Here is a 20,022-nt window from a genome sequence, read left to right as displayed (position 1 = left end):
CCCTATTCCGGAAAATGGCTCACGACGACGTAGCCGAGCGTGCCGGTGAGGATCGTCACGAAGGAATAGCTGTAGAGATCGATCGACCAGGGTTGCACCAGCATGACGATGCCTCCCCCGATCAGGGTCATAGCAGCCGTCTCCCAGGGTCCGCGTCGGAACCAGCGAGAGATCACGCCTTTGGCGATTGCAGCAGACCCGCTCATTTGCGCACAGCTCCGAAGGTGATGCCCCGCAACAGGTGCTTGCGCAACAACACGGTGAACAGGACGATCGGCACGACGAAGAGGGTGGTGGCCGCGGCAACGGCCGGCCAATCCTGCCCGCCCTCCCCGATGATGAAGGGGATGAAGGGCGGCATGGTCTGCGCCTCGCCGCTGGTCAGGAGAACCGCAAAGGCATATTCGTTCCAGGAGAAGATCAGGCAGAAGATTGCGGTGGCTGCGATACCCGTGACGGCTTGCGGCAACACAACCTTGCGCAGCGCCTGCAGCCGCGTGTAGCCGTCGACAAGAGCGGCCTCCTCATATTCGCGCGGGATCTCGTCGATGAATCCCTTGAGCAGCCAGACCGCGAGCGAGACGTTCACGGCAGTGTAGAGCAGGATCATTCCGAGCCTGGTGTCGGTCAGATTGAGCTCCCGGTACATCAGATAGATCGGGATTGCGACTGCAACGGGCGGCATCATGCGCGTCGAGAGAATGAAGAACAGAAGGTCGTCAGCCAGGGGAATGCGGAAACGCGAGAAAGCGTAGGCCGCGAGCGTGCCGAGAAAGACGGCCAGGAAGGTCGAGCCGAATCCGATGATCAGCGAGTTGACGAAGCGCGGCACGACCTTCGACGGTCCGGCAATGACCATGTCGCGCTGGCGCACGAGCTTGTCGTACCACGTCTCCGGCGGCGGCAGCTTGGCGATGAAGTCCGGCGTCTGCCGGGTGCGCACAGTGAACAGGTTCACATAGCCTTCGAGAGTCGGCTCGAAGATCACCTTGGGCGGATATGCGATCGCGTCACTCTGCGACTTGAATGCGGTGGCGACGATCCAGAGCAGCGGCAGGATCGTGATCACGGCGTAGAGGATCACGAGGCCACCGGCCACGGCCTTCGCGCGCGGCGAGGCTTCGACGATGGAGTGAGCGGTGGACTTGGTGAGGACAGCGGTCATCGTTGCTTCACCTTGTTGAGCACTTTGACGTAGATGTTGGCCGCACCGAACACGGTCACGAACAGGATGATGGCGAGCGCGGAGGAATAGCCGGTGCGCCATTTCTCGAACGCCGCGCGCTTCAGCGTGATCGACACGAGCTCGGTGGTCGAGCCCGGGCCTCCGGACGTCAACAGATTGACCATGTCGAACATCTTGAAGTTCTCGATCGCGCGGAACAGCACGGCGAGCATCAGGAATGGAACCGTCATCGGCAGCGTGATCGACCAGAACTGCCGCCAGGCCGAGGCGCGATCGACTTCGGCCGCTTCATAGATGTAGTCGGGAATGGAGCGAAGCCCGGCGAGGCAGATCAGCATGACGTAGGGAGCCCACATCCAGGTGTCGACGAGCACGATGGTCCAGGGTGCGAGCGAGACCTGCCCGGTCATGCTGAACGAGCTCGGCGGCACACCCGTGAACAGGCTGATCAGGTAGTTGAACGGACCGATCTGCGGCTGCAACAGCAACGTCCAAAAGTTACCCACCACCGCCGGCGACAGCATCATCGGCAGCAGGATGATCGTGGTCCAGAAGCTGTGACCGCGGAACTGACGGTTGATCAGGAGCGCCAGGGCGAACCCGATGACCACCTGCAATACCACCGACCAGATCACGAATTGCGCCGTGGTCTGGAGCCGGATCCAGATGTCCTCGTCGGTGAGGATGTCGGTGAAATTGTCCAGTCCGACGACCCGCAGCGGGAGATAGGACATACTGAGGTTGAGGCTCGTGAAGGACAGCCGGATCATCCAGATCAGCGGAAAGATATTGATCGCCAACAACAGCGCGATCGTCGGCGCAACGAACAGCCAGGCGATGGTCCGGTCCGACAGGCCACGGACACGCCGCGTGGCGCGCGATTTGGCGGGCTCGCTCACGCCAGCGATCGTAGCATGATCAGGTTGAAAGATCGTCGTCATCTTGTCCATCGGTTGGCTGGTTCGGCTTCCCCGAGGCGCTTCCCCGGGGAAACCAGTTCAGTTGATGCGAGAACCCGAGTCTATTGCGACGCGACCTGCTTGCCCTGTTCCTTGAAGACCTTGGCCCAGTCCTTGACCAGGAGATCGAGCGCCTGCTGCGCCGTGCCCTTGTCGGCAACGACGTAGTCATGCACCCGCTTCTGCATGTCGAGCAGCAGTTGCGCGTAGGATGGCTCGGCCCAGAAGTCCTTGACGATGCCCATCGACTCCAGGAATTGCGGTGCGAACGCCGCGCTCTTCGGGAAGTCGGGCGCGTCGACCACCGCCTTGAGGGCCGAGTAGCCGCCGAGCTGCCACCATTTCTGCTGCACGGCGGGCTGCGCGAACCATTTGATGTAGGCGAGTGCGTCGTCCTTGCGGTCGGACGTCGCGACGACCGAGAGGCCCTGTCCGCCGAGCTGGGTGAAGTGTCCGTTCGCGCCGGCCGGATTGACGAAGAAGCCGATCTTGTCGCCGCCGACATTCGGATCCTTGTAGAGGCCGGGGAAGAAGGCGAACCAGTTCATCTGCATCGCCACCTGGCCGGACTTGAAGGCGTCGAGCCCCTCCTGCATGTAGGCGTTAGTCATGCCCGGCGCCGTGCAGCACTTGTAGAGCTCCTTATAGAACTCGAGCCCCTTGGCCGCGTCGGCCGAATTGACGACGCCCTGCATCTGGTACGGCTTCTTGGGATTGTCGTAGCCGAAGCCGTAATTGTAGAGCACGTTGGTCACGCCCATGGTGATGCCTTCGGAGCCGCGCTCGGTGAAGATGTAGGCGCCATAGACCTTCTTGCCATCGATCTCGCGGCCCTGGAAGAACTCGGCGATCTGCTTCAGTTCGTCATAGGTCTTCGGTGGCGCTAGGTCGCGGCCGTACTTGACCTTGAACGCGGATTGAATTTCGGGCCGCGAGAACCAGTCCTTGCGATAAGTCCAGCCCACCGCATCGGCCATGGCCGGTAGCGCCCAATAGTTCGGCGAGTTCTTCGGCCACTGCGAATAGCCGACGACCGTCGCCGGGACGAAGTCGTCCATCGATATCTTTTCCTTGTCGAAGAAATCGTTGAGCTTGACGTACCACTTGTTCTCGGCGGCTCCGCCGATCCACTGGCTATCGCCGATGATCAGGTCGCAGAGCTTGCCGTGGGAGTTGAGCTCATTGAGGAAGCGATCGGCATAGCTCGTCCATGGAACGAACTCGTATTTCATCTCGATGCCGGATCGCTTGGTGAAGTCCTTGCCGAGCTCGACCAGCGCGTTGGCCGGATCCCATGCCGCCCAACACAGCGTGAGCTGCCTGCCCTGAGCTGCGGCTTCGCCTCCGCCAAATATCCCCAGCAGCGCCGCGCCGAGGACAGTGGTTGCCGCCGAGCTTCTAAACCAATTGAATGTCCGCATATCCGTTTCCTCTCTCGTTGAAGCAGCTAACCCGCTCGGCGCTCCCTGCCGGGACGACGCCAAGACCCTGAAACCGAGTTTGAGGAGCGATGAGTGAAGGACGAGACGGACCGCTTCCGGAGACGGCTCCGGAATGACTTGGGCTCCTCCCACACATCGGCCCGATGCGTGATGTTTAGTTTTTTGTAGCACTAAACGTATTACTAAATTTTGGAGATCGTCAAGCCCCGCTTGTCACGAGTCTGGCAAAAGACTTACGGCGTTCGCGCGCAAGCGGAATGTTCGCAGTCGCAGCGAAAACGTCGGAGAATCTTGCCGAATGCGACCGCCGATGTCGCCCGGCCAGGAGAATCCAGCCCCTCCGAACAACAGGAGAGCAGGAAGGCCGGCCATAGCCGCGTGTTTAGCAAACTGCTTTACTGAATGTTCAATGAAGGAGGCGCGAGGAGTCCCCTCGTCGTCCGAGAGCTGACGATGGCCGCTTACGTTCGGATTCGTCGCGTCTGTGCGGTCAGTGCTGCCACTCGCTACCTACCTCGCAGACATTTCACGGGCGGCAGGCTGCGAGCATGTAGCGTATCGTCGAAACCTTCTGCAAGGCGGGCCGCTAGCTCTGTCCGGGCTTGGGCGACGTCGAGGCGTGTCACGGAAGCGCTACCAACCCACACCGCAACAGATGCGTTTCTTCGTTGGACTAGCAGACCTACGCGAATGCGAGGTGAAGGCATGACGCCTTCTACCTCCCGCAAGTGACACTGATGTCAGCACTCACCTATCTCTCCAGCCCTCGGAAAAGGTGATTGTGCTCACAGGGTCTGCTCACATTAGTTGTGATGAGATCTTTCTTGAGCTCCCGGTGCACACGTCGCGCACACGCCAAACTTCTAACTGGCTGAAAAATTTGAACTCTCGTTCCAATCCATCACTGGACCGACTGATAAATCTGATCTGCCAGGCCTCCGCGGTCTCTCGAAGCAGAGTCGACAGCCATTCGACCTACTACTCAACAATTATGTTCTCGAGCGACTTCTCTATCGCCTGAGTCAAACCCGGCATAATGACCGCTTCATTCTGAAAGGAGCAATGCTGCTTAGAAAGGGGTTCGAAGATCCGCCAACGTCTCGACAAGAGATCTGCGCTTTCTGGCCTGGTTGAACAAGAAAATAGCGCAGAGGATCGACGATGCAATCACGAGGCATCTGAAGCCAGAATTCCCCAACCATGCGGCGGCAATGCAATCTCGGTCGTTATGGGTTTCCGCTGCGTTGTGAGGTTGCCAGCAAGCCTGACGACACTTGTGGTGATAACGTACACCACCGGCGCATCAGCCACATTCAAGGCGACCAACAGCCGATTTTCCTCGTGAAATGCCTCAAGCAGAAGATCGGTGTTGCGCAGTTCGATCACACGGCCACGTGCCCGGTGAAGCCAGGGATATCTCCGCCGCAGCCCGATCAGTTCCTGGTGCAGGCGATAGGTTGGCCAGCCGAACGGCGCGAGATCGCCCGGCGTTGCCGGAAATACCGGACGAATAGCATCGTCTCCGCCAACGCGGTGCTCCTTGATCCCGCGGAATGCCTGCTCGTCTCCCGCGTAGATCGAGGGCGTTCCACCGCAAGTCATGAGAATGACAAGCGCATGGGCGAGGTGTCGCTCATCGCGCAACTGGCTTGCGATGCGCGTGACGTCATGATTGCCGATGAATGTCTGCGGCACGAACGCATTGATCATCTCGTTGTGGCGCTTGAGGGCCCAGGCGAGCTCGAACATGTTGCGATCGTTCAATGAACTCCAGATCGCCTTCCACAATTCGTACTGGGTGACGGCATCGACGCCCGTTTCGCGCACAAAGCCGCTGTAGTCGCCATGAATCAACTCGCCGAAAATGTAGGCCTGCGGATGACGGGCACGAACCGCGGGCAGGACAGCGCTCCAGAACTGTCTTGGGACCGAATAGGCGGCATCGAGCCGCCATCCATCGACGCCACGGTCGAGCCAATGCGTCATCACGCGCGCCACATACTCGGCGACGGCGGGCTCCCGATGGTTCAGGGCAACCAGCTGGCGATGCCCTTCGAACGTCGCATAGTCGGGCTCCTCCTCCGAGGAGCCTTCCGGCGGCCAGCGCAAATGAAACCATGAGGCTTCCCTGCAAGCCGGACCGCCTGCAAGCGCACGCCGAAAGATCGGGCATTCGCGACCGACATGATTGAATACACCATCAAGAACGATCCGCAGGCCGCGGCGGTGAGCCGCGTCGATGAATGCGTCGAAGTCGCCATCATCCCCCAACCGCGGGTCAATTTGAAAACGATCGATCGTATCGTATCCATGAGTGGACGAGGCAAAGACAGGCCCCAGCAAGATGCCCGAGACGCCAAGATTCGCGGCATAATCGAGCCATGCGGTGAGCTGGCCAAAGCGGCGGACGACGCCATCGCATGCACGAGCGTCCCGCTCCGCCCCGACGAAGCCGAGCGGGTACACGTGCCACCAGACAGCATGTTCGATCCAGTTTCTCACGTTCCCTCGCTTGCGGCGTTGCAGGTCCTCAATCACGGAACCACGAAGCTTGCGCCGAATCTGACCGAGGAGGCGTCGCCCGGCGTCAATTCAATCTGCCTATCCGGACCGATCTGAACGCTCCCCCTTGGTCTTGTGCACTCCGTACTGCCTGACTCGGAGTGCCCGCTGCTCGCCAAGCGCATGCGTGATCCGGCTCGCTCCCCTGCCCTGGAATTTCAACAGCTCGTCGCGCTCGATTCCAAAGGTAACGAGGTCGTCGCCGCGGCGGAAGTGGAAGAAGACCGTTCGATTTGCCTGCTGTGCAGTATCGAGCCAGAAGACAAATGAGGCAGGCAGCACGAGGTCCTGGCTACGAGGTAGGACGGATCGTAGCTTTGGTAGCGGGAGAGGGACTCGGACCCCCGACCCCAGGACTATGATTCCTGTGCATTCTCGGCTTAACCCTCAGAACGGGGATCACCTGCGAACCAACGCGGACAACATGGACGCGTCCAAGGTACTTGACCCAAGGTACTTGACCCAGGGTACTTGACCCAAGGTACTTGACCAATGAGTCAGGATGCTTTGGCGCATGTACGGCTTCCGTCAAGCAGCGCAGCTCGTTGCGGAGGGGTTCGTGAACTCAACCCTTCCCGCAGGCAATCCGCACGCCAGAAGCTCAAGGATTCGACTGCCACAAAGGGCCAGGTGAGCGGCAATTGTCCTCGCTGTCAACGAGACACCACTGGACACGCGTCGTCCCTACCCACCTATTTCATTGAAATCTGGCGCTCCCTAGGGGAATCGAACCCCTGTTTCAGCCTTGAGAGGGCCGCGTCCTAACCGCTAGACGAAGGGAGCGTGAGGGCTAGCCAATAACCTCGAAATTTGTCCGCCGCAAGGACCCCGACGGGCCTTTTACGGCTCATTGGCGAATTTCAGCTTTCCGGCGGGCTTCAGGGTGTGGGCGTCGAAGGTGCGGATCTCGGTGATGCCGCCGACGTCCAGCGTGACCACGAGCCGGTCCCCGGCGACGCCGGTCGAGACGATCCTGGCGCCCTTCGGCAGGGTGGCGATGACGTCGCCTACCGGTTCGGGCGCCCTTCCCTCCGACTTGAAAAGGCGGTAGCCCACCGCGATCAGCACGGCGCAGATCGCCAGCGCCGTGGTCAACCCCGCGATCAGCATCATCCGCCGCACCCGCGCGAACAGCGCGGCCTGCTCGGGGGTCGGTTCGGGAACAGCGGTATCAGACGTCGTCATGGAAAGCTCTGGGTCAGCGCAAAGGTTGGAGGTCGCGCCCGCCGAGCCCAAGGGGGAGGAGATCGCCCTCGATATCGTGTTCGAGGACGACGACATCATCGTCATCAACAAGCCGAAAGGGCTGGTGGTGCACCCCGCGGCCGGGCACGAGACCGGCACCCTGGTCAACGCGCTGATCGCCCATTGCGGCGCCTCGCTGTCGGGCATCGGCGGGGTGCGCCGGCCCGGCATCGTGCACCGGCTCGACAAGGACACGACGGGGCTGATGGTAGTCGCCAAGAACGACCTGGCGCATGCCTCGCTATCGGCCCAATTCGCCGACCACGGCCGCACCGGCGCGATGCGCCGCGGCTACATGGCCTTTGCCTGGGAGGTGCCGAACCGGCATCGCGGCACGGTGGACGCGCCGATCGATCGCCACCCGCATGCGCGCGAGAAGATGGCGGTGCGCCAGGGCGGCCGCGAGGCGGTGACGCATTGGGAGATCCTGGACAGCTTTGCCGGGCGCGACGGCAAGCCCGTCGCCGCCCTGCTCGCCTGCGAGCTCGAGACCGGCCGCACCCATCAGATCCGCGTGCACCTCGCTCATATCGGCCACCCCCTGATGGGCGATGCCGTCTATGGCCCGCATTTCAAGACCAAGGCCAACCAGCTCGGCCCTGAGGCGCAGGCTGCTTTGGCGGCGCTGGGACGGCAGGCCCTACATGCTTACCTGCTGGTATTGGAGCACCCGAGGACAGGAGAATTACTCCACTGGGAGGCGGCTCTGCCGGAGGATTTGCTTCTCCTCGAACGCGCCCTCAAAGCGGCGCTATGACGCAGGCCGCTTCAGAAAGCCTTTACATTACAAAAAGTTATAGCTGCCACACGGGGACGTGACGTCAGCAATCCTTCCCTTTTCGACCCCCGATAGGGTATATTGCGTGTGCGTTGAAATGACCAACGCGGAACATCGCAGCTACGGCCGGCTTTAACACAGCGGTCGTCTGCCTGGCCCGCCGCTATCGGGGGCCTGAACCTTTTTGGAGGGCGCACTATGGCCCGTACCGCTGCTTTGCCGGTCCTCAATGGAGAATCCGGCCTTTCTCGCTACCTCGCCGAGATCCGCAAGTTTCCGATGCTGGAACCCCAGCAGGAATACATGCTCGCCAAGCGTTGGCGCGAGCATGACGATCGCGACGCGGCGCACCAACTCGTTACCAGCCACCTCCGCCTCGTGGCCAAGATCGCCATGGGCTATCGCGGCTACGGCCTGCCGATCTCCGAGGTCGTCTCGGAAGGCAATGTCGGCCTGATGCAGGCGGTGAAGCGTTTCGAACCCGAGAAGGGGTTCCGTCTCGCCACCTACGCCATGTGGTGGATCAAGGCGTCGATTCAAGAGTACATCCTGCGTTCCTGGTCGCTCGTGAAGATGGGCACCACCGCGAACCAGAAGAAGCTGTTCTTCAACCTGCGCAAGGCGAAGAGCAAGATCAACGCGCTGGACGAAGGCGATCTCCGCCCCGACCAGGTGAAGATGATTGCCAAGCGCCTCGGCGTCACCGATCAGGACGTGATCGACATGAACCGTCGCCTCGGTGGCGACGCGTCGCTCAACGCTCCGATCCGCGACGACGGCGAAGCCGGCGAATGGCAGGACTGGCTGGTCGACAACACGCCCAACCAGGAAGCCATGATGGCGGAGCACGAGGAGTATGATCACCGCCGTGACGCGCTGAACGGCGCCATGGGCGTGCTCAACCCGCGCGAACGCCGCATCTTCGAGGCGCGCCGCCTCGCCGATGAGCCGATGACGCTGGAAGACCTTGCCGCCGAGTTCGGCGTGTCGCGCGAGCGCGTCCGCCAGATCGAGGTCCGCGCCTTCGAGAAGGTGCAGTCCGCGGTCAAGGGCACGATCGCAAGGCAGGAACAGGCCGCGCTGGAAGCCGCGCATTAAGCGGGCTTTCGCCGCGGAGAGAGATTGGCGGATCGATCGAGACGAAAAGCCGGCGGCAACGCCGGCTTTTTTTGTTCGGCCTTGTGAGCCTCACTTCACGATCGATGCCATGCCTCCGCGAATGTTAGGCATCCACTCCGCGACGCTCATAGAGAGATCTCGCGCTCCAGGCCGTGAACCCATAAATCGGCCGAGCTGACGGGTCGCGAGGGTCCGGTAGTCCCCCTATCACCGCGACCGATCGCGGCGAAGAAGTCCTTCACGGTTGCATGTTCTTCTCGCGTGCATCATGTCCCGGCCGGTGGGGACGTCGCGTGTTCATCAGTCGAACTTGACCAGGTCCTTGAAGATCAGCTGGCCCCAGCTATTTCCGCGCGCCTGGACCAGCAGCCCACCTTCCGAAAGCCCGCCAAGCTTGATCGGCGCGAAGCCGAGAACTTCCGCAAACGCGCCAATCTCCGCTGCGGCGTCGTCATCGTCGCTCGCCAGGAACACGACTCTTCTGCCACCATGTACGGCCGGATCTTGATCAAGGACGGCAGCGGCCAAATGATTGAAGCCCTTGACCAGTCGACCGCCAGCGAAGGCCTGCGCGACGGCCTTGGAGGAGGGTTGTCCCCCCAGTTTCTCAGGGGACACGCCGTAGGCATTGGTCACATCGACGATCGTCTTCCCCTGCCAGCTAGGCAGCGCCTTCGCAACATCCTGATGCGACTCGAAACGGACGGCCAAAAGGACGATGTCCGCCTTTACCGCTTCCTCCAGTTTTTTGGGAATGATCGTGGGTCCGATCGCGGCCGCGGCGGATGCAAAGCTTTCCGGGTCGCGCGTGGTTGCAACCGATACTTCGATGCCTTTGCGGGTAAACGCTTTCGCCAGAGCCCGGCCGATATTGCCGAAGCCGATAATTGCGTAGCTCATGATGTCTCTCCGATGTCGTGTTAATGTCGGCGTCAGACCTGCGCCATGCCCCCATCGACGGCGAGATCCACGCCGGTGATGAACGAACTTTCATCGGAGGCGAGGAACATGACGGCAGCCGCGATTTCCTCTGGCTTGCCCCTGCGACCCATTGGGATCTGTGAAGCAAATTGGCCGGCCGCTTGCTCGGCTTGCTCAGGGGTAAGGCCGGTCGTTGTCTCCAAGGCCGGGGTCTCGGTTGGTCCGGGGCTCATCGTATTCACGCGGATTTTGCGGTCTTTCAGCTCCAGCGTCCAAGCGCGCGAGAAGTTGCGCACAGCCGCCTTGCTCGCGGCGTAGGCGCTAAACCCTGGCAGCCCCAACACGTTCGAGACGGAAGAGTTCAGGATAATCGAACCGCCGTCTTTGAAGAGGGGAAGGGCCTTCTGCACCGTAAAAAACAGTCCCTTCACGTTCACATCGAAGGTCTGGTCAAAATGGGCCTCGGTAGCTGCCGCGAGCGGTGCGATCGTCCCCGCGCCCGCGTTTGCGAAGAGAATGTCGATGTGACCATGTTTCTCCTTCACGACGGCATAGAGCCGGTCCAGATCTTCCAGGTGCGACACGTCGCCCACCACCGTCGTAACGTTTCTCTCGATGAAGGCCGCGGCCTCCTTCAGGTCTTTCTCTCGTCGCCCGGTGATCACGACGTGCGCACCTTCTTCCACGAAGCGCTTGGCTGTGGCCAACCCAATCCCGCTGCTTCCGCCCGTGATGACTGCGACCTTGTCTTCCAGTTTTTTCATGATCTCTTATCTTTCGTTATGTGGGCCAGGCACGGGACCGCGCCGGGGGTCAGAGTTGCGCTAAGCCGCCATCGACGGCGACTTCGCTGGCGGTCATGAAGCTGCTGTCCGACGACGCGAGAAAGGCGGCCACGGCCCCGATCTCCGTCGGATCGGCCATGCGCTGGAGCGGAGTCATCGAGGCGAAGACCTTTTGCCCCTCCTCGCCGAGCGCTTCCTTCGCGAGTTCGGTCGCTGTCGCCCCGGGCGACAGCACGTTTACCCGGATGCCGCTGCCCTTCAGGTCCTCGGCCCAGGTCCGTGCGAGATTGCGTACGGCCGCCTTGCTCGCGCTGTAGGCGCTCATTGCCGACGCGCCCGTGGTGCCGGCACTCGATCCGGTCAGGATGATCGAACCGCCCTCGCCCATCAGCGGCAGCGCCTTCTGGACGGTGAAGATCGTACCCTTCACATTGGTGTCGAAAGTTTCGTCAACGTGTTCGGCGGTGATCTCGCCGAGCCGAAGCTGGCTTCCCGCCCCGGCATTGGCGAAGACGATGTCGAGGGATCCGTGCTCGGCCTTCACCGCCCCGTAGAGCCGGTCGAGGTCGGCCAGATCGGAGACCGAGCCCTTCACTGCGCGGGCATTGGGCCCGAGGTCGGCCACAGCCGCGTCGAGCGCTTCCTGTCTGCGGCCGAAGATGAAGACGAAGGCGCCTTCATCGATGAAGCGCTTTGCTGCGGCGCGGCCGATACCGGTGGCGCCGCCCGTGATGACTGCAACCTTACCCTCCAGCTTTCCCATGACTTCTCCTTTCGTGGTGTCGGAGCAGCATCTGCCCCCGAGAACCTCGACATAGGTCCCCCGGCGTCGGGCGTTGAGTGCGGAAGCGCGCACATCGGTGGTGCGAAATCGATCCGGCCGGGCGACTGACGCCAGCCGCGACGATCGCCGTTCGCCGTTTCGGAATTGGGCCTTGCGTGGTCGGCACAGGCTATGATGACCGCCCATACTGCTGTAGGAGGCGCAGATATGGACTTTGGAAGGCGCACCGCGCGGTGCGGGATCGCACCATGATCGACTGGGATGACGTTCGCTTCTTTCTTGCCGTCGCGCGCGGAGGCTCGGTCCGGGCTGCCGCCGAGCGCCTCGGTGTGAACCACGCGACAGTGCTGCGACGCATCGCCCAGCTCGAGGAACGCCTCGGGGTGCACATGTTCGAAAAGCTGCCTTCGGGCTACCGCCTGACGGTTGCAGGCGAGGAGGTCCTCGAGTTCGCGGACCAGATGGAAGCGTCGTCGCACCAGTTGGAGACGCGCGTCTTCGGGCGCGACCAGAGCGTGCGCGGGCGTCTGCGGGTGACGTTGTCGCCGCCGCTCGCGACACACCTGCTCATGCCGGACTTCGCGGATTTCGCGCGTCTGCATCCGGACATCGAGATGGAAATCCTCTCGTTCGGCGAGCTGGCAAATCTGACCAACCGGGAGGCCGACGTGGCGATCCGCGTCGTCTACGACCGCAAAACCCTGCCGCTCAATCTTCACGGCCTGAAGGGACCGGAGCTGTTCGGCGGCGTCTACATGTCCCGCGATCGACTCGCCGCGTGGCGTGCGGGCGCGCTTGATCCCATCCGCTGGATCGTCATCAGCATTCATGGAATTCCGGATTGGGCCAGCGAGGGTGAGGTTCGCACCACGGGGGTTCCATTCAGAACCAGTGACGCCGGAGCGCAGATCGTTGCTGTACGGCAAGGGCTCGGGATCACGACACTGCCTTGCTTCGTCGGCGATGCCGACCCTCTGCTGGTGAGGGTGCCGGGCACCGACCTGCACATGTACGGAACGGTCTGGCTTCTCACACAGGGAGAGACACGCAAGACGAAGCGCGTGCGGCTCTTCAGGGAATTCGTATCCCGCAGGCTCGCCGCGTACGCTCCGCTTCTCGCGGGGCTCTCCACATCGCCCGACTGACGCCCGGCAGCTCACCCGCGGCGCTTTGCGGTGGACAAGGCCTGCAAGCGCACATCCCAACGCCGACATGTGGCCGACATCAACGGTCTGCAGGTCCATCTCGCGCTAACGCCCGTTGAAGCGCATCGCGCTCGATGGCCGTCCGGCATTGGTGGTTTCGGCCTCCGATTGCCGGACGTGCCTGTTCGACTACTCCCCCCACTCCCTCGCCATCGTCGCGAGCGTGCACCCTTCGCAATAGCGCGCGTCCTTGTAGTCGATCCAGTTGTGCGCATAGACGCGATCAAGCGGGATGCCATAGCGCGCGCGCAGCACCTGCACGAGGATCTTCCACGCCGCGACCTGGGCTTCGGTCGGGCCCGCCGTCACGTCGGGATAGTTGCCGGCAAACTCGACGCCGATCGAGTTGTCGCGCACCACCTGGCGGTAGGTCGAGCGGTTGTCGATGTATTTGTTGTCGTTGCGATTGGCGCCGTCGCCATGGGTCGGCACCAGATTCTCCGCGACCGCCCAATAGACCGTGCCGTCGGTCTCGACCCAGACCGTGACGCCGCGCCGTGTCGGGTTCTTCGCCTGTGCTTGCGCGCCGCCGCGCGCCGAGCCCGCCGGTCCCTCGGTCTGGTGCACGATGATGTTGCGCCAGGGTCTTGCGTTGCGGACGTCGCCCCATGGCGCCAGCCAGACGATCCTCAAGCCGGGAATGTCGGGCGTGCCGGAGGCGCGCGCGAGCTTTGCGAGCTCGGCGTCGGTGGCGGCGGCAGGAGCGATCAGAAGGAGAGCGGCGAAAACGGCCGCGAGCAGGCGAAGCATCATCATGCGAGGTCCAATGCGACCCGAGGCTAGCCGACTTTACGCGAATTGCCTCAGCGTCTCGACCATCTCCGGCGAAAGCGGCGGGGCGGGATCATGGATCGCGAAATCGTTCTTGCCGTTCTTCTTGGCGGCATAGAGGGCATGGTCGGCATTGGCCATCAGGCGATCCGGGAATTTCCCGATGTCGCGGTCCCACTGCGCGACCCCGATCGAGATCGCGATCGGAATGTCACTGCCGGTGCAGGTGGCGGCATCCTGACGGCAGACCTCGATCACGCGGCGGGCGATCGCGGCCGCCTCGCGCAAGGACGAGGACGGCAGCACGACACAGAACTCGTCGCCGCCGGTGCGGGCGAGCATGTCGCCGGGCCGGAGGCGCGTCTGTGCCATCAGGGTGAAGTGCTTCAGGCAGGCATCGCCGGCGGCATGGCCATGGGTGTCGTTGATGGTCTTGAAGCCGTCGAGATCGATCAGCAATAGCGCAAACGGCGCGCCAGAGCGCTCCGAGCGGGCACATTCCTCGGTCAGACGCTGCAGCAGGTGCCGCCGGTTCGCGACGCCGGTGAGATCGTCGAGCAGCGCGAGGTCTGCGACTTCGTTGCGCAAGCGATCGATCGCCATCAGCAGGAAGCCGAAATTGAGCGTCATCGACAGGAACAGCAGCACCAGAACCAGGAAGCCATGGACCTGACCGGCGCCCTGCGCCGAGAAGTCGTAGCCGAACAGGTTGCCCGCCGTTCGCACCGCGAACATTCCGATGACGGCCATAATGACGATAGCGGACAGCCGCGCCCCGGGGCTGGCGCGACCTTCAGGCGGCGACAGCAACAAAGGTAACGCCAGCACCAGCGGCACGGCCTGGCCGAGCGTGTAGCTCGCCATGCGCAGCAGCATGTGATCGACGACGAACAGGAACACCACGATGCCGGCGAGGCTCAGCATCGTCGTTGCCGCCATCAAACGCCACGACACCGGCCGGTCGTAGAAGCGCTGGATGCCCATGGCGGCGAGGCAGCAGGCCATGATGATGCCGACGGCGCCGGCCACGGTTGGCACGGCAGAGTCGATGAACAGGCGCAGCAGCGCGGTCATCGCGCCGGCCGAGCCGACGAAAGCGGATCCCATCCAGAACCGCGCCGCCATGAATTTCGGATAGGAACGCGCTACATAGGCCCAGATTAGCCCGAGCGCGAGAAAGTTGACGATGAACACCGTCCAAAGTGTCGGCACGCTCAGCATGACGGCCGCAGGACGCGCAGCAACCCGCCCTCTCCGTTTGGCAAAACTCCGTCCATCACCGCCCCCGTGTTCTTGCGGGCGATCATGTGCGCGGTGCGCTTAATGGAGTCTCACCGCAATCGCGTAAACTCGGGCATTGGTTTTGGATTGATGAATCAGCGAAACGGATTGCGGCATCGTTAATCAAGCCTTGCTGCGGACGGGCGGGCCACGCCGCTGGAGCGCTGCGAGGCGGATTCGCGGCCAAAAATCACCCGAAAATGCATCTGAGCTGTGGATAACGCAATGACGGAGATATGACAGCGCGGGGCAGCCGGCTCCGAATCTGCTGAGTTTGTCATCGAGGATATTGCGAGGCTGGCCCTCCGCCGAGCATCCCTCGTGTCGCGTTCCACCATTAAACCCTTGAGAGGATACTATGGCTAAGAAAGCGAAGAAGGCGGCGAAGAAGAAGGCGAAAAAGGCCAAGAAGGCGAAGAAGAAGTAACGAGGCTTCTGTTTCTTTGCCCGGGTGGAGTCTCGCTCCGCCCGGGCGTCAGGTCGGATCGGGCGGGTTTGATGGTGGCGGGCGCAAGGCCCGCTTTTTTATTGCGTGAATGTTCGAGGCGCATCTGCTCTGCAGCGTCATGGCCGGGCTTGTCCCCGCCATCCACGCCTTGCCGCACAGTCCGAAGAACGTGGATGCCCGGGACAAGCCGGGGCATGACGAGACCTTTCGAGAGGTGACGAAGAAGCTACCTCTCCGAAAACGCGAGCCTGGCGCCGAGCGCAGCAAATCCTGCGGCAAAACTCCGCCGCAGCCAGGCCATGACGCGGGGGCGGGAGATGACGCGCTCGCGCACCGAGGCGGCGCAGAGGCCGTAGAGGACGAACACGGCGAACGTCATCGCCATGAAGGCGCCGCTCAATTCCAGCATGCGCGCCAGCACATGGGCCTCGTCCGCCGCAATGAACTGCGGCAGGAAGGCGAGGAAGAAGATCGACAGTTTCGGATTGAGGATGTTGATCAGGAAGCCGGTGACGATGACGCGGCCGCTCGACCGCTCCTTGATCTCGCCGTCAACCGCAAGCGTCCCCGTCTCGCGCAGCGCCTGCCAGGACATATAGAGCAGATAGGCGACGCCGCACCATTTCAGCATGGCGAAGGCGAGCGCGCTGGTGTGGAGCACGGCGGCAAGGCCGAGCATCGCCGCCACCATGTGTGGCACGATGCCGAGCGTGCAGCCGAAGGCGGCCGCTATGCTGGCCCGCGAGCCGCGGGTCAGCGCCGCAGCCAGCGTGTAGAGCACGCCTGTGCCCGGGGAAGCGACGACGATGAGCGAGGTGAGCAGGAAGGACAAGGTCATGAGCGGACCTTACCACCGCGGCTCGCGGCGAGAAAGCGAGCCCGCGGGGGGAGCATCAGGACAGCTGAGCGATCTCCGCCTCGCGCAGCACGTCGAGCGGCGCCCAGGGTTTGGCCCAGAACTTGGCGCCATCGGGCAAGGGCTGCTTCAAGGGGCGGCCGGAGGTGACGACGACGTCGAGGTTCGGATTGCGGTGCTTGGCGACATGCGCGAGCTCGACGCCGTTCATGCGGCCGGCAAGCTGGACGTCGGTCAGCATCAGACACAGCACGCCGGCACTCTTGTCGAGGACGCGCTCGGCGGCCTCCGCGCTGTCGCACTGGATGACCTGGTAGCCGCTTTCTTCCAGGAGAACGCAAAGCATCTCCCGCTGCATGGCGTCGTCTTCAACGATCAGCGCTGTCGCGCGAAACGGCTCTGCTTGTCCCATCGGCGGCTCCCAATGCGTGCCCCCATAACGCATGTTAAAAACCGAGGCCGGCAACGGTTCGGTTTCATTTCAAAAAAAGTAACTCATAGTTCCATGAACGGGGACTTGACGGGGGAATTCATGACGACGATTCGGGGAGCTGCCGCCATCACGGGAGCGGCGAGCGGCATCGGCAGGGCGCTGGCCCTCGAGCTGGCGCAGCGCGGCTGCGATCTCGCGCTGGCCGATCGCGACGAGGCCGGATTGAAGGCGCTCGCCGCGGAGATCGGAACGGCGCGCAAGGTCAGCGTGCATCGCGTCGACGTCGGCGAGCCCGCCGACATCGCGCGGTTCGCGAGCGAGGCGACCACCGCGCATCCCGCCCTGGGCATCGTCTTCAACAATGCCGGCGTGGCGCTTATGGGCTCGTTCGAGGAGATCGACCAGGCGCAGATGGACTGGTTGTTCGACATCAATTTCTGGGGCGTGGTGCACGGCACGCGCGCCTTCCTGCCGCATCTGAAGACGCTGGCAGAGGCGCACATCGTCAATCTCTCCTCGATCTTCGGTATCATCGCGCCGCCGGGGCAAGCGGCCTATGCGGCGGCGAAGTTCGCGGTGCGCGGCTTCTCCGAGAGCCTGCGGCATGAGCTTTCGGCGGCAGGAAGCCCGGTGAAGCTGTCGGTGGTCCATCCCGGCGGCGTCGCCACCGCGATCGCGCGCAACGCGCGCACCGGGGTCGGCGTCACCGACAATGCCCGCCGCGCGCAATCGATCGAGCGGTTCGAGAACGCAGCGAAGACCACGCCGAAGGATGCCGCGCTGCGCATCATCAGGGGCATCGAGAACAACGAGCCGCGCATCCTGATCGGCAACGACGCCCGCTTCATGGACCTGTTGCAGCGCTTCCGCCCGGGAACGTACTGGGCGCCGCTGCAGAGGCGACTGGAGAAGTTGGCGAAGGGGACGTAAGGAGAGACAATGTCTCTCCACCGTCATTGCGAGCCCAGCGAAGCAATCCAGACTGTCTCCGCGGAAAGACTCTGGATTGCTTCGCTGCGCTCGCAATGACGAGTGTGGCTGGCGGCGCGCCGCTCCTCACTGCCCCGCCAGCCGATCGGCGAAATACCCGATCGTCTTGCGATAGACCACCGCCCTGTTCCACTCGCGCATCGCCTCGAAATTCGGCGTGCCTTCGCCATAGGGCTGGCCCATCTTGAAGCCGTTGGTGTGCAGGAGGTTCGCAGTCGAGGCGAGCACATCGGGGACGCTATGGCGGAGATCGACGTGGCCGTCGCCGTCGAAATCGACGCCGTACTTGATGTAGGACGACGGCAGGAACTGGGTCTGGCCGATCTCGCCGGCATAGGCGCCGATGAGGTCGCGCAGCGGCAGGTCGCCACGCTGCACAATCTTGAGCGCAGCGAGCAGCTCGCCCTGGAACAGGTCGGTGCGGCGGCAATCATGCGCGAGCGTCGCCAGCGTGCGGACCACCGGCAGCTTGCCGGTGTCGCCCTTGCCGAAATCGCTCTCCAGCCCCCAGATCGCGACCAGGATATGACGGGGCACGCCGAACTGCTGCTCGATGCGGGAGAGCAGCGCAGCGTGACGCTGGAGCATCGCGCGGCCGCCATTGATACGGCCGGGGCCGACACGTGTCGCGACGTACTGCTCGAAGCTCTTCTTGAAGGTGTAGCGCTGACGCCGGTCGAAGGCGAGCACGGCAGCGTCCTGGGTCACGCCGCCGAGCGCCGCATTGGTCACGCCCGCCGAGACGCCGGCGGCCTGTGCTTCCTGCGCCATGCTGGCGACGAAACTGTCGAAATCGCCGCCGCAGCGGGCGGCCTGCGCCGACCCGCCGGCCAGACAAACGACGACGGCGGCGGCGAGAAGCGATCTCAACATGTGCAGCAGTTCCCCAAATTCCTTGCGCGAAGCAGGCGGCCGATCATGCCCGGGAACACAGCGATCGTCAAAGCGCAAGACCTTGAAGCGCAAGGCTTGATCCGCATCAAGCCGTCTCACGCCGTGCTTTCTAGATTGAGGCAAACAGGAGAACCGCACATGACCGGAATCACCTTGACCGCCGAGCAGATCCGCAATGCCCCCGCCCCGGTGCGGCAATGGATCGAGCAGGAGGTGATCGCCACACTCGGGCTGGCGCCACGGACACCGGAGGCCGCGCCGCCACCACAGGCGGCCCATCTCGTCGCCTGCAGCGTGGAAGACATGGCCGGCGTGCTCGAGCACATCCGCGGCGTGCTTCCGGCGGTGAACGTGCTGTTCGAGCTCGGCCGCCCCGGCATCAGCTTCGGCCGCCCCGCGGTGATGACGTTCCGCCTGATGGACATCCTGCATCACACGCGCCTGCAGGACGTCGGCCTGGTGATGACATGCCTTGAGATGATCAACCAGGCGCTGACCGAGGTGAAGAAGGACCCATCGGCTCGGTTCTGCGGCTTCGACAATGAGGGGCACTGCCTGATCGCGCCGCAGACGCAGGTGAGCATCGCAACGCTGTGGCAGACCATGATGGAACGGCAGCAAGCGGCGCGCACCGTGCCGGCGGCGTGAGGTGGATGGTTTCGCCGCACCCACCGCTCGTCATTCCAGGGCGCGCAACGCGCGAACCCGGAATCCATTGGGCCGCAGAGTGGGTGGACGAATGGATTCCGGGCTCGCGACTTCATTGCGCCCCGGAATGACGAAGGGAGAGTTGGCCCTAGAATGTCGATCTCCAAGTAGCCATCAATCACTGCACTGATCCAGCATGAAACGATCAGCCATGTCCAACCATCAGCCCGCTCAAACCCCTCGCCCCTCCCTCCTCCGCATTCCGCTGTTCCGCCTGCTCGCCATTAACCTCGCGATCGGCGCCTGCGCCGCCGCGCTGCTGGTCGGCGGCTTGCTCTGGCTCAATCCCGGGCATCTGCGCGAGCTGATCTTCGCCGACCGTGCGCCCGGCGTGGCGCTTTTCCTGCTGCTCGCCTCCTTTCTCATCACCTTCGGCTCGGCCGCGATGGGCAGCGCGATCATGGCCGAGGGACGCAAGGAGGACAACGACAAGGGCGGCGGGTACGGATCGCAACTCGCCGCGCAGGAATTGACGCGGCGCACACACACGTATTGAGATACGGCTCGGAGGATGGCACCGGCCTTGCTTTGCGATCAAGGGCACGCTGACGGGAATACGTGCAGGCCAACGCACGTTCCTACAGAGCGCGTCGCTCTCGCAGGGTCGCAACAGCAAGCGAGATGAACAAAATGATTTGGCAGCCCAAAGCATGTC

The 20,022-nt window shown here is 63.0% G+C and carries 21 protein-coding genes and 1 tRNA gene; 7 read left to right on the top strand and 15 right to left on the bottom strand.

All coding sequences use genetic code 11. The features are described 5' to 3' along the window. Positions 1 to 2: 2 nt before the first annotated feature. The 5 genes from H1B27_RS41235 to H1B27_RS22745 all read right to left on the bottom strand — a co-directional run bounded on the left by H1B27_RS41235 (position 3) and on the right by H1B27_RS22745 (position 6,089). On the bottom strand, positions 3 to 131 hold the full coding sequence (locus H1B27_RS41235) for a hypothetical protein (RefSeq protein WP_376708995.1): 129 nt from the start codon (positions 129 to 131) through the stop codon (positions 3 to 5). Positions 132 to 202: 71 nt separating this feature from the next. Further along, a complete protein-coding gene (locus H1B27_RS22760; RefSeq protein ID WP_061880612.1) occupies positions 203 to 1,165 on the bottom strand; it encodes a carbohydrate ABC transporter permease in 963 nt (320 codons plus the stop codon). Beyond that, the gene (locus H1B27_RS22755) at positions 1,162 to 2,136 is read right to left on the bottom strand and encodes a carbohydrate ABC transporter permease (protein ID WP_156505156.1); all 975 of its coding nucleotides are present in this window, start codon (positions 2,134 to 2,136) and stop codon (positions 1,162 to 1,164) included. Before H1B27_RS22755 ends, H1B27_RS22760 begins: the two co-directional genes overlap by 4 nt. A 71-nt stretch (positions 2,137 to 2,207) precedes the next feature. Beyond that, positions 2,208 to 3,566 (bottom strand): ABC transporter substrate-binding protein, encoded by a 1,359-nt coding sequence (locus H1B27_RS22750; RefSeq protein ID WP_197967596.1) that lies wholly within the window; start codon positions 3,564 to 3,566, stop codon positions 2,208 to 2,210. Between the two features lie 1,188 nt (positions 3,567 to 4,754). Further along, entirely contained in the window at positions 4,755 to 6,089 is a 1,335-nt protein-coding gene (locus H1B27_RS22745) for an alpha-amylase family protein (RefSeq protein ID WP_197967595.1), read from the bottom strand. 183 nt (positions 6,090 to 6,272) lie between these two features. Here H1B27_RS22745 and H1B27_RS22740 point away from each other — a divergent pair, with 183 nt between their 5' ends. Beyond that, positions 6,273 to 6,419 (top strand): hypothetical protein, encoded by a 147-nt coding sequence (locus H1B27_RS22740; protein WP_197967594.1) that lies wholly within the window; start codon positions 6,273 to 6,275, stop codon positions 6,417 to 6,419. Positions 6,420 to 6,857: 438 nt separating this feature from the next. Here H1B27_RS22740 and H1B27_RS22735 read toward each other — a convergent pair. Both H1B27_RS22735 and H1B27_RS22730 read right to left on the bottom strand, forming a co-directional pair. Further along, positions 6,858 to 6,932: transfer RNA gene (locus tag H1B27_RS22735), tRNA-Glu, on the bottom strand. Between the two features lie 57 nt (positions 6,933 to 6,989). Further along, positions 6,990 to 7,334: a hypothetical protein gene (locus tag H1B27_RS22730; protein ID WP_061880466.1), complete on the bottom strand. Its 345-nt coding sequence runs from the start codon at positions 7,332 to 7,334 to the stop codon at positions 6,990 to 6,992. Between H1B27_RS22730 and H1B27_RS22725 the strand changes: the two genes are divergently transcribed. Both H1B27_RS22725 and rpoH read left to right on the top strand, forming a co-directional pair. Next, a complete protein-coding gene (locus H1B27_RS22725) occupies positions 7,333 to 8,151 on the top strand; it encodes an RluA family pseudouridine synthase (RefSeq protein ID WP_210343449.1) in 819 nt (272 codons plus the stop codon). The genes H1B27_RS22730 and H1B27_RS22725 overlap by 2 nt on opposite strands. Positions 8,152 to 8,370: 219 nt before the next feature. Beyond that, on the top strand, positions 8,371 to 9,270 hold the full coding sequence (gene rpoH / locus H1B27_RS22720) for an RNA polymerase sigma factor RpoH (protein WP_061880464.1): 900 nt from the start codon (positions 8,371 to 8,373) through the stop codon (positions 9,268 to 9,270). Between the two features lie 321 nt (positions 9,271 to 9,591). On the opposite strand, the gene H1B27_RS22715 is transcribed toward rpoH, so the two are convergent. The 3 genes from H1B27_RS22715 to H1B27_RS22705 are packed head-to-tail and all read right to left on the bottom strand — an operon-like array spanning position 9,592 to position 11,760. After that, on the bottom strand, positions 9,592 to 10,191 hold the full coding sequence (locus tag H1B27_RS22715) for an NADPH-dependent F420 reductase (protein ID WP_197967593.1): 600 nt from the start codon (positions 10,189 to 10,191) through the stop codon (positions 9,592 to 9,594). Between the two features lie 32 nt (positions 10,192 to 10,223). Further along, positions 10,224 to 10,976: an SDR family NAD(P)-dependent oxidoreductase gene (locus tag H1B27_RS22710; protein WP_197967592.1), complete on the bottom strand. Its 753-nt coding sequence runs from the start codon at positions 10,974 to 10,976 to the stop codon at positions 10,224 to 10,226. A gap of 49 nt (positions 10,977 to 11,025) precedes the next feature. After that, entirely contained in the window at positions 11,026 to 11,760 is a 735-nt protein-coding gene (locus H1B27_RS22705; protein WP_197967591.1) for an SDR family NAD(P)-dependent oxidoreductase, read from the bottom strand. Between the two features lie 269 nt (positions 11,761 to 12,029). Between H1B27_RS22705 and H1B27_RS22700 the strand changes: the two genes are divergently transcribed. After that, complete coding sequence (locus H1B27_RS22700; RefSeq protein ID WP_197967590.1) at positions 12,030 to 12,926, top strand: LysR family transcriptional regulator; 897 nt, start codon at positions 12,030 to 12,032, stop codon at positions 12,924 to 12,926. A 189-nt stretch (positions 12,927 to 13,115) separates the two neighbouring features. Here H1B27_RS22700 and H1B27_RS22695 read toward each other — a convergent pair whose 3' ends face one another. The 4 genes from H1B27_RS22695 to H1B27_RS22680 all read right to left on the bottom strand — a co-directional run bounded on the left by H1B27_RS22695 (position 13,116) and on the right by H1B27_RS22680 (position 16,754). Further along, positions 13,116 to 13,742: a peptidoglycan recognition protein family protein gene (locus H1B27_RS22695; RefSeq protein ID WP_197967589.1), complete on the bottom strand. Its 627-nt coding sequence runs from the start codon at positions 13,740 to 13,742 to the stop codon at positions 13,116 to 13,118. Positions 13,743 to 13,775: 33 nt separating this feature from the next. After that, complete coding sequence (locus H1B27_RS22690) at positions 13,776 to 14,978, bottom strand: GGDEF domain-containing protein (RefSeq protein WP_197967588.1); 1,203 nt, start codon at positions 14,976 to 14,978, stop codon at positions 13,776 to 13,778. A 734-nt stretch (positions 14,979 to 15,712) separates the two neighbouring features. Further along, complete coding sequence (locus tag H1B27_RS22685; RefSeq protein ID WP_197967587.1) at positions 15,713 to 16,324, bottom strand: LysE family translocator; 612 nt, start codon at positions 16,322 to 16,324, stop codon at positions 15,713 to 15,715. A 55-nt stretch (positions 16,325 to 16,379) separates the two neighbouring features. Next, complete coding sequence (locus H1B27_RS22680) at positions 16,380 to 16,754, bottom strand: response regulator (protein WP_061880456.1); 375 nt, start codon at positions 16,752 to 16,754, stop codon at positions 16,380 to 16,382. A 120-nt stretch (positions 16,755 to 16,874) separates the two neighbouring features. Here H1B27_RS22680 and H1B27_RS22675 point away from each other — a divergent pair, with 120 nt between their 5' ends. Further along, positions 16,875 to 17,705, top strand: coding sequence for an SDR family NAD(P)-dependent oxidoreductase (locus H1B27_RS22675; RefSeq protein WP_197967586.1), 831 nt, complete (start codon positions 16,875 to 16,877; stop codon positions 17,703 to 17,705). A 126-nt stretch (positions 17,706 to 17,831) separates the two neighbouring features. On the opposite strand, the gene H1B27_RS22670 is transcribed toward H1B27_RS22675, so the two are convergent. Beyond that, positions 17,832 to 18,638, bottom strand: a complete 807-nt coding sequence (locus H1B27_RS22670) for a lytic murein transglycosylase (RefSeq protein ID WP_197967585.1) — start codon at positions 18,636 to 18,638, stop codon at positions 17,832 to 17,834. Between the two features lie 159 nt (positions 18,639 to 18,797). Here H1B27_RS22670 and H1B27_RS22665 point away from each other — a divergent pair, with 159 nt between their 5' ends. Together H1B27_RS22665 and H1B27_RS22660 are read left to right on the top strand one after the other, a co-directional pair. Continuing rightward, positions 18,798 to 19,307 carry a hypothetical protein gene (locus H1B27_RS22665; protein ID WP_197967584.1) on the top strand — a complete coding sequence of 170 codons (510 nt, stop codon included), beginning with the start codon at positions 18,798 to 18,800 and terminating at the stop codon, positions 19,305 to 19,307. 211 nt (positions 19,308 to 19,518) lie between these two features. After that, on the top strand, positions 19,519 to 19,863 hold the full coding sequence (locus H1B27_RS22660) for a hypothetical protein (RefSeq protein ID WP_197967583.1): 345 nt from the start codon (positions 19,519 to 19,521) through the stop codon (positions 19,861 to 19,863). The last annotated feature ends 159 nt before the right edge of the window (positions 19,864 to 20,022 follow it).

Source organism: Bradyrhizobium diversitatis (assembly GCF_016031635.1).
Taxonomy (GTDB): Bacteria; Pseudomonadota; Alphaproteobacteria; order Rhizobiales; family Xanthobacteraceae; genus Bradyrhizobium; species Bradyrhizobium diversitatis.
Note: the sequence above shows the minus strand (reverse complement) of the source record. Positions and strands in the feature narration are given on the sequence as shown.